Annotated in this window: 16 protein-coding genes; 3 read left to right on the forward strand and 13 right to left on the reverse strand. The window is 60.5% G+C overall.

Annotated features, from left to right (window positions below; all coding sequences use genetic code 11):
• Nucleotides 1-7: 7 nt before the first annotated feature.
• Genes murF through menD form a run of 6 tightly spaced genes read right to left on the reverse strand, consistent with a single transcriptional unit; the run spans nucleotide 8 to nucleotide 6,865 of the window.
• Nucleotides 8-1,387 (reverse strand): UDP-N-acetylmuramoyl-tripeptide--D-alanyl-D-alanine ligase, encoded by a 1,380-nt coding sequence (murF, locus tag FZX09_RS03845; RefSeq protein WP_226400145.1) that lies wholly within the window; start codon nucleotides 1,385-1,387, stop codon nucleotides 8-10.
• The gene (locus FZX09_RS03850) at nucleotides 1,384-2,103 is read right to left on the reverse strand and encodes a hypothetical protein (RefSeq protein ID WP_226400147.1); all 720 of its coding nucleotides are present in this window, start codon (nucleotides 2,101-2,103) and stop codon (nucleotides 1,384-1,386) included. The genes murF and FZX09_RS03850 overlap by 4 nt, the downstream gene beginning before the upstream one ends.
• A gap of 59 nt (nucleotides 2,104-2,162) precedes the next feature.
• Nucleotides 2,163-3,698 (reverse strand): glycogen synthase GlgA, encoded by a 1,536-nt coding sequence (glgA, locus tag FZX09_RS03855; RefSeq protein ID WP_226400149.1) that lies wholly within the window; start codon nucleotides 3,696-3,698, stop codon nucleotides 2,163-2,165.
• A gap of 55 nt (nucleotides 3,699-3,753) precedes the next feature.
• Complete coding sequence (locus FZX09_RS03860) at nucleotides 3,754-4,299, reverse strand: L,D-transpeptidase (RefSeq protein WP_226400151.1); 546 nt, start codon at nucleotides 4,297-4,299, stop codon at nucleotides 3,754-3,756.
• Between the two features lie 5 nt (nucleotides 4,300-4,304).
• Nucleotides 4,305-5,174: a 1,4-dihydroxy-2-naphthoyl-CoA synthase gene (gene menB / locus FZX09_RS03865; RefSeq protein WP_226400153.1), complete on the reverse strand. Its 870-nt coding sequence runs from the start codon at nucleotides 5,172-5,174 to the stop codon at nucleotides 4,305-4,307.
• A gap of 5 nt (nucleotides 5,175-5,179) precedes the next feature.
• Entirely contained in the window at nucleotides 5,180-6,865 is a 1,686-nt protein-coding gene (menD, locus tag FZX09_RS03870) for a 2-succinyl-5-enolpyruvyl-6-hydroxy-3-cyclohexene-1-carboxylic-acid synthase (RefSeq protein WP_226400155.1), read from the reverse strand.
• Nucleotides 6,866-6,922: 57 nt separating this feature from the next.
• Here menD and lepB point away from each other — a divergent pair, with 57 nt between their 5' ends.
• Nucleotides 6,923-7,513, forward strand: a complete 591-nt coding sequence (gene lepB, locus FZX09_RS03875) for a signal peptidase I (protein ID WP_226400159.1) — start codon at nucleotides 6,923-6,925, stop codon at nucleotides 7,511-7,513.
• Between the two features lie 49 nt (nucleotides 7,514-7,562).
• Nucleotides 7,563-7,916: a DUF760 domain-containing protein gene (locus FZX09_RS03880; protein ID WP_115023423.1), complete on the forward strand. Its 354-nt coding sequence runs from the start codon at nucleotides 7,563-7,565 to the stop codon at nucleotides 7,914-7,916.
• Here FZX09_RS03880 and FZX09_RS03885 read toward each other — a convergent pair.
• Together FZX09_RS03885 and FZX09_RS11890 are read right to left on the reverse strand one after the other, a co-directional pair.
• On the reverse strand, nucleotides 7,906-9,099 hold the full coding sequence (locus FZX09_RS03885; RefSeq protein WP_226400160.1) for a DUF4336 domain-containing protein: 1,194 nt from the start codon (nucleotides 9,097-9,099) through the stop codon (nucleotides 7,906-7,908). The two genes, FZX09_RS03880 and FZX09_RS03885, sit on opposite strands and share 11 nt — an antisense overlap.
• 28 nt (nucleotides 9,100-9,127) lie before the next feature.
• The gene (locus FZX09_RS11890; RefSeq protein ID WP_255599588.1) at nucleotides 9,128-9,256 is read right to left on the reverse strand and encodes a hypothetical protein; all 129 of its coding nucleotides are present in this window, start codon (nucleotides 9,254-9,256) and stop codon (nucleotides 9,128-9,130) included.
• Nucleotides 9,257-10,356: 1,100 nt separating this feature from the next.
• On the opposite strand from FZX09_RS11890, the gene FZX09_RS03890 reads away from it, so the two are divergent.
• Complete coding sequence (locus FZX09_RS03890; protein WP_226400161.1) at nucleotides 10,357-10,602, forward strand: hypothetical protein; 246 nt, start codon at nucleotides 10,357-10,359, stop codon at nucleotides 10,600-10,602.
• Between the two features lie 2 nt (nucleotides 10,603-10,604).
• Here FZX09_RS03890 and FZX09_RS03895 read toward each other — a convergent pair whose 3' ends face one another.
• The 5 genes from FZX09_RS03895 to FZX09_RS03915 all read right to left on the reverse strand — a co-directional run bounded on the left by FZX09_RS03895 (nucleotide 10,605) and on the right by FZX09_RS03915 (nucleotide 13,854).
• On the reverse strand, nucleotides 10,605-12,239 hold the full coding sequence (locus FZX09_RS03895) for an FAD-dependent oxidoreductase (protein WP_226400162.1): 1,635 nt from the start codon (nucleotides 12,237-12,239) through the stop codon (nucleotides 10,605-10,607).
• Nucleotides 12,240-12,293: 54 nt separating this feature from the next.
• Complete coding sequence (locus tag FZX09_RS03900) at nucleotides 12,294-12,503, reverse strand: hypothetical protein (protein ID WP_226400163.1); 210 nt, start codon at nucleotides 12,501-12,503, stop codon at nucleotides 12,294-12,296.
• A complete protein-coding gene (locus FZX09_RS03905; RefSeq protein WP_226400165.1) occupies nucleotides 12,496-12,648 on the reverse strand; it encodes a hypothetical protein in 153 nt (50 codons plus the stop codon). The genes FZX09_RS03900 and FZX09_RS03905 overlap by 8 nt, the downstream gene beginning before the upstream one ends.
• A gap of 357 nt (nucleotides 12,649-13,005) precedes the next feature.
• Entirely contained in the window at nucleotides 13,006-13,653 is a 648-nt protein-coding gene (locus FZX09_RS03910; protein ID WP_226400167.1) for a ParA family protein, read from the reverse strand.
• Nucleotides 13,654-13,662: 9 nt separating this feature from the next.
• Entirely contained in the window at nucleotides 13,663-13,854 is a 192-nt protein-coding gene (locus FZX09_RS03915; RefSeq protein WP_226400170.1) for a hypothetical protein, read from the reverse strand.
• Nucleotides 13,855-13,858 lie beyond the last annotated feature (4 nt).

A 13,858-nucleotide genomic window follows, 5' to 3' on the forward strand; every position in this document is an offset into this window, starting at 1 on the left:
AGCCTTTTTAAGGGCATGGCAAGAGCGGTATCAACCGTTCCAGAGCGACACCACGGCTGGCCTTGAGCAGCACAACATCCCCTGACTCAAGCCATGCTGCCAAGGGCGCTGCGGCGTCTTCTGGATTTGACACCAGCTGCAAGTGGGGCAGGGATGACGCCACTTCAGCCATCGCCTTGCCCTCCTCACCACCATCCACCAGCACCAGGCCATCCAGGCCGAGCTGCACTGCGCGGGCGGCGACCTGCTGATGCAGCTCCAGGCTGCGATCCCCGAGCTCCAACATCGTGCCCAGCACGGCAAAACGTCGCCCCGGTTGCGCAGCCAACAGTTCGAGAGCCGCCATCACCGCCTCGGGGGAGGCGTTATAGGTCTCATCGAGGAGCGTCAAACCACCCTGCTGCAGGCGGCGGTTGCGTCCGCCCGGCACCGTCACCTCCATGCCTTGTAACGCCTTACGAGACACTCCCAATTGATCAGCGACAGCAACGGCCAAGAGCAGATTGCGGGCGTTATGGCGCCCCTGCAACTGAAGCGGGAGACGATCCGCATCGATCAGCAACTGGTCGCCCTTGATTTCACCTACTAGATCAGCTTCGATCGGATCACTACCCATCAGATCGGATTCGGCCTCGGGATCGTCAGCCAGGCGCACACGCAGCACGCGGCCGGACCAGACCGCCGCCAACGCCGACTCCAGCAGGGGATCACCGGCGGGAATCACCACAGTTCCCTTGGCTTGCAGCCCAGCAGTGATCTCACATTTGGCCGCTGCAATCGCCTCACGGCTGCCGAGGCGGCCAATGTGGGCCATCCCGATGTTGGTGATCACCACCAGATCAGGCTCGGTGCAGCAGGAGAGACGCTCGATCTCCCCAGGCCCCCGCATGCCCATCTCGATCACCAGGGCCGCATCAGCTGCGGTGGCGCCCAGCACGGTGAGGGGAACCCCAACGTCGTTGTTGTTGTTGCCTTCGCTGGCCTGAATCTCTCCCAGCGGAGCCAATACCGCTCGAATCAACTCGCGTGTTGTGGTTTTGCCGGCTGAGCCCGTCACCGCCACCAGAGGCGTGCCCAGGGCACGCCGGTGCAGCAAGGCCAGCTGTTGATAAGCCAGCAGTGTGTCGTCCACCCGCCAATGCAGCAGGTCCGGCGGCAACGGTTCAGCCCAGCTGCAGCTCACAACAGCAGCCTGGACCTTGTGTTCAGGCAATTGGTCGAGGAAGTGATGACCATCGAAGCGCTCGCCCACCAGGGGGACAAAAAAATCACCTGCCTGAAGCTTGCGGCTGTCGGTACACACCCGTCCAACAAGCGCATCGGGTTCAAACCTGCCGCCCAGGGGGGTTCCCCAGACATCAATGAGCTGACGCAGCGTCAGGGTCATCCCACCAACCCGAGGTCAAACAGGATCATGCCGCCGCCAACCCGAGCTGACCGCCCCAGCAGATCGCCCTGTTCATTGATCAAATGAAGACTGGCGTAATCCAGCTCGAACGCCACCTGTAGCCAACTGGAGGCAAGGGCCTGGCGCTGATCGAGCGGCAACTGCTCCCAAACGTCAACAGACAACTCCAACAGCAAGCGGTCCTGCTCCGGAACGGGCTTGGCTGAACGGAGCAGTCCGTCAGGGACGGCCGTGTCTTGAAACAGAGAGAAGAGAGGATCGAAACTGAGTAGGGGTTGGAGGGGCTCCTCCAGATCCGATGGCTCCAAGTCCGGCTCAGCATTTTCAGCTGCCGGCATGGGTGATGGCTCCTCCACCAGGGGCTGTGGTGCTGGGATCAGCTCCGGCACGGGAAGGTCAAGGGGAGACGTCCGCTGCACTTCGACCAGCTCAGGACGCGGGGCAGGGCTGGCATGGTCCTGCCAGAAGCGGACCCCAGCCAGCGGCAGCAGGAGCACCAACACCAGCAAAAGTGGCCAGAAGATGGGTGCCAGATCCCGGGGCCAGAAGCCTGGGACCGAAAGCTCGCCCTCACGATTGCGGCGCCAGAGTTCCTGGCCCCTGAGCCGAACATCAGCAGCCATTGCCTGCAGGTTGCGGCCGAACTCCTGCCAAGGGCTGACGTAGGGAGCCGGAAGATTGCCCGATGGCTCCACGCTCTGAGACTCAGATCGAGCCTCAGTGGGGGAGTCGGATCGGGCAGGCTCGCTCAAACTCAACTGGATCGACGACCGAAGAGACGATTCAGAGGATTACGACTGGCGGAGGTCGCCTCAGCAGGAACCCTGGCCTCTTCAGTCTGCCCCTCGGAACGGGAGGGATCAGCAGCCTGACCTTGGGAGAACTGTTCCACCAGGGCAGCATCCGGCGTGGGTTCTTTGATACCACAAACGTCCTTGTACATGAGGTCGTAATCGACCGCAGAACGATCCCAGCTGTAGTCCTGATTCATGCCGCGTTTCTGCAGCTCGACCCAGCTGTCACGGTGGCGGAAGGCTTCCCAAGCCCGCACCAGGGATGTGTAGAAGTCGACCGGCTCAAAGCGATCGAAGCAGAACCCAGTGCCGCTGTCGGCAGCGGGGATGTGGGGCGGAACCGTGTCGACGAGCCCGCCAACCTTGCGAACCACAGGCACTGAGCCGTAACGCATGGCATAGAGCTGGCTGATGCCACAGGGCTCAAACCGGCTCGGCATCAGGAAGGCATCGCTGCCGCCATAGATCAACCGTGACAGGTCATCGTCGTAGGTGAGGAAGACAGCGCACTTGCCCGGGTGACGCGATGCGAGTTGCCAGAGCCCGGATTCCAGGCCACGGTCCCCGGTTCCCAGCACAACGATCTGGGTATCGGTGTAAGCCAACAGGCGATCAGCAACCTGCAGCAGCAGATCGACCCCCTTCTGGTCGACCAGGCGGCTCACCATGCCCAGAACGAAGGCGTCCTCCCGCACCTCCAGGCCCATCCGCTCCTGAAGAACCTTCTTACAAACCGCTTTACCGGAGAGATCCTCGGAGCTGAAGTTCGCCGGCAGGGAGCGATCGGTGGCTGGATCCCAGGCATCCAGATCAATGCCGTTGAGGATGCCGCGCAGCTTGCCCGAGACGAAGTTGAGCAGACCCTCCAGCTTTTCGCCGTATTCCGCCGTGCGGATCTCCTGGGCGTAAGTGGGAGAAACCGCATTGACGCGGTCGGCGTACAGGAGCGCTGCGGCCATGGTGTGATCCCCCTGCATGTACCAGGGGCACCAGGTCATCCGGTCGAGCTTCCAGCGCCATGGGCCCTGATACTTGAGGTTGTGGATGGTGAACACCGTGCTGATGTCAGGGTCTTGATGCATCCAGACCGGAATCATTCCGGTATGCCAATCGTGGCAATGCAGCACCTGGGGCTTCCAGACGTTCCAAGAGAACTCGGCAGCAGCACTGGCGAAGAAGGTGAAGCGCCAGTCCTCGTCTTCACCGCCGTAGATGCGCTCCGGATCAAACACCGGGTGACCCACCAGGTAGATCGTCATCCCATTGGTGGGATGCTTCGTTTCGTAGACAGCGAATTCGGTGCCCATCGTCTGGGCCCGCCAGATCGGCTCAGCCGGCACGTTGAGGCGGCTCCAGAGCTTGGCGTAGCCCGGGATGATCAGGCGCACGTCGTGGCCGAGCTTGGCCAATGCCGGCGGCAAAGAGCCAACAACATCGCCCATCCCTCCAACCTTGATCATCGGGGCGCATTCCGCTGCAGCGAAGAGGATGCGCATGTCTCAGATCGGCGTTGGCGCAGCGACTTTAAGGGGAATTTTTAAATCTGTTCCGTCAGGGGAGAACCGTCACCTGAGTTCCAAGCGACACCTGGCGATACAGGGAACTCACATCTTCGTTGTAAAGCCGCACGCAGCCATGGGAGACGGCCCGTCCCACCGTCCAGCGGTGGGGGTTGCCATGGAACCCTGTCGTGGTGCATCCCTTGATCGTGATCCAAGCCTCGCCGTCATGGGCATCACGGCCGAGGCAGTCGCGATGGAAGGTGATCCAGTGACTGCCCAAGGGGTTCTTGGGCGCTTGTTCCTCCACCCGCTCGCCACTCACCGGGTGCACCCACACCGGATTGGGGAATTTCTGCAGTACTTCAAAGATTCCGGTGGGAGTCTCCCAGCCGGGCATGCCGATGGCCACCGGAAAGGAGTTGCGCAGCTCGCCGTTGTCGAGCAGAAACACACGACGACGGCCGCGCAACATAACCACGTGGCGACTGTTCCGGCCGTGCAGATCCTGAGGCAGTGAGGCCAAGCCTGCCGAAACGGAATCAACAGCCGCCGCCTGCAGCAGGGCCAGTGGTTCCGGCGCAGGAAGAGGCTGCATTGAAGTCAGGGTAACCAGCCCGTCTCGGAAAAATCTGGAGACCGCTTCTCGAGGAAGGCATTGCGGCCTTCCACGGCTTCTTCAGTTCGATAAAAGAGATGGGTGGCATTGCCGGCCAACTCCTGCAGCCCGGCGAGGCCATCGGTTTCGGCATTGAATGCGGCCTTGAGGCAACGGATGGCCGTAGGGCTGTGCTGCATCACCTCCCGGGCCCAACGCACCCCCTCCGCCTCCAACTGCTCCAACGGCACAACGGCATTAACGAGCCCCATCTCCAAAGCCTCCTTGGCGCCATAACGGCGGCAAAGAAACCAAATTTCACGTGCCTTGCGCTGGCCAACCACCCGCGCCAGATAGCCCGCACCAAAGCCGCCATCAAAACTGCCGACCTTGGGTCCGGTCTGGCCAAAAACGGCGTTGTCGGCGGCGAGGCTGAGGTCGCAGAGCAGATGCAGCACCTGGCCGCCGCCCATGGCATAGCCCGCCACCAGAGCGATCACCACCTTGGGCAGGCTGCGGATGATGCGCTGCAGATCCAGCACGTTCAGGCGCGGCAGGCCGTCCTCGCCGATGTAACCACCGTCCCCACGCACACTCTGATCACCGCCGGAACAGAAGGCATAGCCACCATCAGGGGCCGGCCCAACGCCCGTGAACAGCACCACACCGATGTGACGGTCATCCCGAATGCGCGTAAATGCATCACACAGCTCCATCACCGTCTGCGGGCGGAAGGCATTGCGCTTGGCGGGGCGGTTGATGGCCACGCGAGCCAGGCCGTCCGCGCACCGGTCCACAAGGATGTCCTGGTAGCTGCCCCACGAGGTCCATTGCGCGCTTGGCGCACCAGGGAGCACCTGACGCATGTCACTCATCGGGCTCAGAGCTCAGTGCATTCATTCTGAGCAGAGGCGCGCAGCTGCTGACGCAGGTCGGCATCACGACCGCGGTCGCTGCACAACCGCAACAACACCGGCCGCTCCTGCGACAAGCCCCAGGCCAAGGCCTCCTGCAGGTCGTCCAAACAGGCCACCTGGCGTCCTGGCACACCATGGGCCGCCGCCAGGGCCAGGGGATCCACCTGCTGGGGCATGGCGAAGAGCGATTCGAACCCCGCTGTGGCAATGGGCAACTGCTGAAAAATGCCGCCGCCGCCGTTGTCGATCAGCAGCACCAGCAGTGGTGGAGGTGCTGCAGCGGACGACGCAAGCAGCCAACCGTTGCTGTCGTGCAAGAGCGCAAGATCACCGGTCACCAAGGCCAACGGACCGAGATTCGCCGCCAGACCCATGGCAAGAGACAAGGTTCCGTCAATGCCCGAGGCCCCGCGGAAGCTGAAGCAACGGTGGCGGCCACAGGCGGGCCCGCCCCAGGTCAACCAGTCGCGCACCGGCGAACTAGCAGCCAGCATCAGCGGCAAATGCTCCGGCAGGAGCTGGGGAAGCCAGTAGGCCAGAGCCGGCTCGTTGACGGCGCCATTCAGTGGCAGCTGGGTCTCGAGCCACGGCGACAGGTCGTTGGTGGCTGCTGATGGCTTGGTCGACTGTTCCAGGACGGCCTGTTGGGCGATCCAGGCAACCAACCCCCCCGACCATTGGCTGGCTTTTCGCAAGGGATCCAGCGGCCTTGAATCCGTTTCAGTGATCAACAGTTGGGGACCCTGATGGCGCTGAAGCCAGGTCTCCAGCCGCCGGCTGGCGGGCATCGGTCCAAGCCGCAACAACTGGGCATCGTCAGGGATGTTCAGCCAATCCAGTTGCAGCTCCCAGTGCTCAATGCGGTTGGGGCAATCGGAAGCAAGTGCGGCAAGGGGATCCGCCAGCACAGGCCAACCGCTGAGGTTCAGCCAACGATGCAGCGCCTGTTGATAAGCCTCCACCGCGGGCGTAAGTCCACGCCAAGGGCCAGCAATCACCACCCCCGGGCGCTCTGGATCGAGGCGAGGCACAGGCCCAATCTCGGGCGAAGGCTTTGAGCAAGCCGCAACTGAACCTGCGCCCGAAACCAGCTGTTGCTGTTGCTCGAGAGTGGCGTGCAGCGGCTCCTCGAAGGGCAGGTTGAGCTGCACTGGTCCCGGCGGCCCAATGCCTGCACCCTGGGCTCGCTGCCAGGCCTGAACCGCTAGGGCGTTGAGGGCGTCGCTGGCCTGCGTGTGGACGCCATCTAACGCTCCACTGCCGAACCAGCGACAGGCCGCGAGCAAAAAGGCTTCCTGATTAACGGTCTGGTTGGCGCCGCAGTTTTTGAGCCGAGTGGGTCGATCTGCCGTGAGCAACAGCAAGGGCTGACAGGAGCGGTCCGCCTCCACCGCAGCGGGAAGAAGGTTGGCCACCGCGGTGCCGGAGGTGGTGACCACCGCCACGGCGCGTCCATGGGCGGTCGCCATGCCGAGGGCCAGAAACGCGGCCGACCGTTCGTCGATGGCCGTGACCAAATGCAGCTTCGCCTGGGATGCCAGCACTCCCGCCGCTGTTGCCAGGGGACCGGAACGGCTGCCAGGGCAGAGCACCAGCTGCTTCAGCCCCTGAAGACAAAGAGCCTCAAGCAGGGTGAGGGCAGCCTGCAAATTGGCGCGAGCGATGGTCAGTGCAGCAGGCCAGGCTGGTGTGATCTTCGGTCAACGATGACCCAACCCACGACACCTGCTCCAGGAGAAGACAGCAAGGGCTTCTGGCGCAATCTGATTCTCTGGGCCCTGCTGGCGCTGCTGCTGCGCTGGTTGGTGATGGAGCCGCGCTGGATTCCCTCCGGATCGATGCTGCCCACCCTGCAGCTGCAGGATCGCATCCTGGTGGAGAAAGTGAGGCCCCTCCTGGCCCGCAGCCGCCACAGCCATCTGCAGCGGGGCGAAGTGGTGGTGTTCGCCCCGCCCGAGCAGCTCGTGGCCGCTGGCTACGACGCATCGGCTGCGCTGATCAAACGGGTGGTGGGACTGCCTGGCGATCAGCTGGACGTGCACGACGGCAGGCTGTTCCGCAACGGCGAACCAGCTGCAGAACCCTGGTTGGCGGAACCGATTGCTTACGCCATGGCCCCGATCACCGTGCCGGCGGATCAGCTGTGGGTGATGGGGGACAACCGCAATGCCAGCCTCGATTCCCACCTCTGGGGATCACTGCCAGAAACCAATGTGCTGGGCACTGCGGTCTGGCGGTATTGGCCGCTGCAGAGGTTCGGTCCGTTACGGATCACCGACAGCAGCGATGCCGGTTGAATACGAGTGTCTACGTTAAGGTTTAGTCCGTGATGAACATCACAGGCGAATGTTTAACCCCGAGTTTTTGACAACTGACAGTAGTGACGGTCAAGCGGGGAACAGCCTGATCCAGTACCTGCAGGAGCAGTCACCAGACACTCTTCAGCGGGTCGCCAAATCAGCAAGCAACGATATTCAAGACATCATTCGCCACAACGTTCAGGGCCTGCTGGGGATGCTTCCCGGCGAACACTTTGAAGTGAAGGTGACAGCCAACCGCGACAACCTCGCCAACATGCTTGCCTCGGCAATGATGACTGGCTACTTCCTGCGCCAGATGGAACAGCGCAAGGAGCTCGAGGAAACCTTGTTCGCTGACGAACAGATGGCAATCGAACCAGAAGACGAACTCAAGCTTTGATCACGGGCTGATCAGGAACAACACCGAGATCCAGCAAACGCTGATCAATGGATCCAAGAAACTCCCAGTTCTCTGAACTGGGAGCCCAATCACGCTGTTGCAACGACGCGAGCAGTTGTTGCACGGTTTCGGGGGTAAATGTGACTAGCGCGCTGTAGTGGGCCGGCACCAGCCAGCGCAGCTCAGCCAGACCGCTCAACGCGTGCAACCAAGACAAAAGGGCGTCCTGGGCTCTGGGCAACACCAACCGCTCGAGCACCGGTGCCACCTGCAGCCTGGGCGCTTCTTCGCCGATCAAGCCATCAGCAGCCGCCTGCCAACCGGCCTTCCAACGGAAGGGGTAGAGGCCAAAGTGGGCCTTCAGGGAACGGAGCCCGGGCTTGAAGGCATCCCGCAGCAACTCAGGGAGCTCTGGAACTTCCAGCGGTTCCGGCCTCAGGTAGGAGGCAAACAGCACCAGCCGGGCCCAGCCACGGCGACGGGTTTCCGCTGAATCAGTGAGGGGCTCGTCTCCGCGTTCGCGGGCATGGAACAACAACGGCGTTGGATCGAGATCGAACAGGGCCGGCGGATCAGCACTGATGCCCACTAGGGCGTCGGTCACCAACAGAGCCCCTGACGGGCGATGGAAACAGGAGACCTCCTGGAAACGGCCGACTCCAAGGTCGAGCGGTCCAAGGGAGAACCACTCACAAACATCGCCATGGGGAAGGCCATCGTCGAACAACACCTTGGTGCGACGTGCCGGCACACCCAGCCAGGCCAGGGGCAACTGCACTGGGAAGCTCCACTGCCCCGGACACACCCAGATGTCCGCATCCGTGAAGGCGCGGGCTAGGGGACCGAGGGGAAGCTTGTGCTCCAAACCAGAGGCGGTGGGCAGAACGATCGTGCGCACCGGACCGTGCTGTTGTTCCAACTCGTCAATGGCTTGGCGAACCTCACCGGTGGGCGGCAGAGGGTTCACCAACATCAAGCCACCGGGCACCTTGGCCACGGTGAGTCGCACCGGCACGGCCACGTAATAAACACCCTGCAGCTGCTCAAGGCTCCAGAGCTGGCCGGGGATCACCTCACTGAACAGCGTGCGGCGACGGCCGTAGGGATAGAGCGGCAGCAGCGGCCACCAACCCCAGCGCTGATCAGCACGATTCACACCCGCTCCAGCCACCACGCTCCCCATCAATGCAGTAATTCTGCAAAGGAATGGATCAGGCCATGGTCAAACCACCCATTCCGGCGCAGAACAGCACCAGCAGCCACGTAGGTTGATGCCAGCTCACCAACACCACTCTCCATCCCTCAAATGAGGGAGTGTTTAAGGCTTCGCCCTCCCTCAAATGGGGGACTCAACTTGGAACAAGACGCTTTCCAGAATTTGCCGACAACAACGGAATAAGCACGAACGACCTCTCTCACGCTTCAATCAAAGATCAGACCACCTGTCGAAGGAAGGGGTCGAATTCAGCGACGATTGGATCGCCTGTAGTGGCTGTATTTCGACGACAAATGCAACAAGCTCGATGCCTTGTCTTGTTCTTCCACGTTGGTGATCTTTTTCACCAGATTCCAGGTGAATTGCGCAGACATTTCCCCATCTTGCTCCCATTTGATGCTCGACAATTCGGCAGGAGATATCAAGGGATGAAGAATTCATTTAAATTAGGGACCACGGTATATCGATGTGACCGTTGCAACCAAGCGATGTCACTTAAGACAATCGGAATATGGTTTCCCCGGATACAACATCCTGCGATGAGGCAATAAAAAAAGCCCCAGCCGCGCGGACTGAAGCCAGGTGATGGGGAACAAACGGAACATAACTGCCCTGCATCCACAATCAAGGGCTTTAGACACCACATCTAGTGGCCGCCACAGCCTTGCCCGGGCAGTTGACACCATTACCCGCCAGCTGAAAAAACCGAAAAGGTCAGTGCGAACCGAACCAAGGCAACAGGTGCCGAGACGGATCGCCAACAACGCCAGAACGCAAAGCGCCGCAACCACAAACGACAGTCCCTTCAGTTGCTGACGGCGTTTCTCACTCCTGGCCTCGAATGATCGGCTGCCGTTCTACGAAAAATTCCAAATACGCCAATTTACGGGTTTTCTGTAGCTTGCGCTACCAAGGCTGGAGAGCTGCCTGCAATTCGGCGGCTGCGTGCACTGAGTTGCGTGCGCGCCCTGAGATGACGGTGGCGGCGACAGGGCCTTGCATACAGATCGGCGCTGTTTTTCCAGGACCGTGGGTAGGGCCAGCTGCGTTTGACTGCAGGCGAATTGGTTGTCCTGCAACACCACCAGGCGTGGAGCCACAGGGCGGTCATGCCACAGATCAAACCAGTCATGGCTGCATGATGAAACCCATCGGAGCGGCGTCAAGCGCAGCCCAGCAACCTACGCAGCGCTGAGGCATCCCCCCGCAGCTCTGCAAGAATGAGTGATAAGGCCAGTTGCCAAGTGCCCTTGTGCCGATGCAGAACGGGTGCATCGGATCAACAACATGGCCAAGCGTCGCTTTCTCGAAAAGCCACCGCTCACCGAAGCGGAAGGACTGACCGCCCTGATCATGATGGGGGTGGGGCTAACCCTCGGCGGCATCAGCGTGACCATCTTCATGGCGTTAAGTGCTGCAGCCCAAGGGTCTTGGCAGGAACTCTGGCTCTCAGGCCAACTGAATTTCTGAGCTCAGGCTAACCAAGGCCAACGGAGTCCCAAAGCCTCCAAGGGATCCATCACGAGCTTGTTGAGGGCCCGACCCAAAAGCACTTGGGGCTCTTCGGGACGGATCGGATGCACCGGATGCTCATGACAAGACGATGCATTCGCCCCCCTTGCCACCCCACTGCGCAGCAGGGAATTGGCCGCCTCAAGACCACAGACGTAGGCCCGTTCCTGGCACAGCCCCTTGGCACCATGCTCGCGTTCGCCCATCCGCACCCAATCGCCAGCGCAAACCACAGACGGAAGTGCTGTTTTCAGCGGCGGCCGTTGGTTGAAACTGCCGGGGGAGAACAACGACACAGAGCCCGGGTATCGCCTCACCTCAAACTCCAGCACCTGAGCGAGCCGAAAGCTCGGCACCGCCTGGGGCAACAGCTCATCCAGCAGTGTTTCAACGATCTCTTGATCACTCAGCGCTGCGATCGCCGTGGCGTTGTAAAAGTCGCTGGCCACCACAGAGCCCTGGGGCTCGCCACCAAACCAGAGGGCATCTTGATCCGCGTTCTGCAGCTGGTCGAGCATGAAAAAAGTGGCGCCAGCACCCTGCAATGCGCCAAAGCGCGAAAAGACATTGGCGGGGTCGGCGACCGCTACATAGCGATCCAGCCACAACCGTACCGACACCACATCGATCGCGCCCAAGCTGCCAGCTGCCACCAGCTCCGGCAGCACATCCCTGCAGCGCGGCGACTGCGCCATCAGGGCATTCATGCCCTTGGCACCTACCGCCAGCACAACCGCATCAACGTCATCAACAACGCTGAAGCGTCCTGTCGCTTGGGAACGAACCTCCACCGACTGGATCGCTTCACTGGAGTGATCAAGATTGAGGCGCGTGGCCAACGTTCCTGCCAAGACATTGAGGAGGCCAGAGTCCAGCAAGCGTTCAGCCAAGGGAGCGATCAACTGCTCAGCGATACTGGCGGAACGAATCCACCGCACATCAAAGGAGTCTTGATGTGCCAGGGCGTAGTAGTAGAGAAGCTCCATGGTGACGGCTGCCGATAATTCCTCCGGTGGCTTGAACAGCCCCACCAGAAGAATCGGACGCAAAAACTCGTCGATCATCCGCTCACTGATTCCCAGTTGGCGGAACAGGGTCAACGCATCGATGGCGTCGTAACGCCGGAATGTCTCCTCGTTTCGATTCAGATCAAGCATCGCCACCAACAGGCCGGCAATACTTAAGCGATCGAAAACAGGCAGGCGCTTGAAGTTCTTGATCGTCGCCATGACCTGCCCCAGGGGGCTGGGGAGCCGCAGCCCATAACCGAACACCGGCGCAGTGGCCTCCAGACCGGCGGGGGACCAGAAGGCGCTGGTGGTGAAATCAGTAAACACATCGCTGAGTCCAAGCTCATTCGTCAGCGCATTGATGTTGGGGTAATCCCTCCAAAAGCCCCTGGTGCCGGCTTCAAAGGGTTTGCCAGTAGCGGTGCGCATCGGCGTCCTCCCCGTGGGATCCGACATCCCATCGATCAGAGTGACGCGAACACCTGCTTCACAGAGAGCTTTGGCTGCACCCCAGCCGGCCCAGCCAGCACCGACCACCACCACATGGGAGGCATCAGCGTTCATGGAGTTGGGTTGCTCAGGCATCAACCGGTGAGAGCTCCGCGAATGATCAATGCATCATGAAGCTCTAACGCTCTATCAGAGCAAGTTCAGAGCTTCAAGCACTTGCACCCGGATGCCACCGAGACGGGCCCATGCCTGCAAGGCATCAGTTTGAGAGCGGTAAGGCCGCCAGTCGTCTTCATCAATGCGCCGCTGAATGTGACGCATCACCCGTTCAGCGACGACGCGATCACTGGATGCTTTCAGAACGATCTGCCGGGCATTCAGCTCAAACGTGTCAGTCATTTTTGGGTGGTTTGATCAGTTCACCGGTCTGCAACGACACCACAGCGAAGCTGCCCACAAAGACAACCGCAACCAGGACGAGGAAGGCCGCTGTGAGATTGCTGATCTCAAGCTGCCCGAGCATGAAAGCAAACAAGGACGTCATCAAAAGCAGCAGCCGCTTTTGAACTTAAACGGACTGGTCAATGTTCAGACTGCCAAGAACAACGCCGGCCATCGACAAACCAATGGCAAGCATCACAACTGCTTCGATCATGCGGTCTTGTTGGAGACGCTTGGCTTCTTGAGAAGTGACGGTGCAGAAGAAGGCTTCACCTTCACCTGGCCAGAAGAAGCAGGTTGAGCATGGGGCTGCCAGGTGGATGCGGCTGAACAGCGGGTGGGATTTTTCAACCAAGAACTGCGACCCATCAAGCTCTAATCAGCTGGCTCAATGATTGCGGCAGATGCTCAGAAGATCTGTCTGATTGGCGACCGACGCCGGAAGTGAGGTGTTTTTTGATCAAGCACTGATGGCGTCGGGCGTTGCTACCGACAAGCGATCACGAATCTGAACAGCGGCCTGGCAATAGGCCGCCCAGCCCCCCATGCGCCGCAGATCGGCACGACCACGATCATCCACCGCATCCGACACGCAAACACCCTCCGCCTCTGCTTTTTCAAACGCCGCCAACAAGGGGATTTCCGCCTGCATCACATCCAGATCAAAACCCTCCAAAATTTGGCGTGCTTCCTGGGCGAGCCGTTGTTTTCTGCTGTCTACTTTCACCAAAAGCGCGGCATGCATGGTGCCCATCTGCCTGAGGATTGAAGAGAGTTCGACGGTGAGCTCTACCGATCTCGCCTGCGGAGTGGTTGGCAGCAAAACAAGGTCTGCTCCTGCCGAAAGATTCTTAAGTTCGTCCTCTTGGCTGCTGGCTTGCCCGTCGGTGATGATCACTTGGGCATGGCGGGTGGCTTTCGCTGCCGCCTCCACCGGCACCACCTCAAATGGAAGCATCCCTCGGGCTGCGTAGGCGGTTGCTGAACGGTTGCGATCCGCATCAACAACACACACCGAGAAGCCCTGCTGGGCCCAAACACATGCCAAATGAATGCTGGTGCAGGTTTTTGCCACACCACCCTTCTGGCCAAAGACAGTCAAAAACATGGCTGAGATTTAAATGCGCGGAATGATCGCATCATTGGGAAAGAACTCTTCAAACACACAAATGCGGTCGGCCCAACGGGCCTCCACTTCCAAACGCATCAAGCGATTGCGCACCCACATCAAGGTGTCCACATCAATAGGTTTATGGAACTTGTGTTGCTGAGCCTTCACCCAATCATCCTTGCTCTGAGCGCTGTTCATGACC

The sequence above is a fragment of the Synechococcus sp. MU1643 genome (assembly GCF_020514095.1).
Classification (GTDB): Bacteria; Cyanobacteriota; Cyanobacteriia; order PCC-6307; family Cyanobiaceae; genus Parasynechococcus.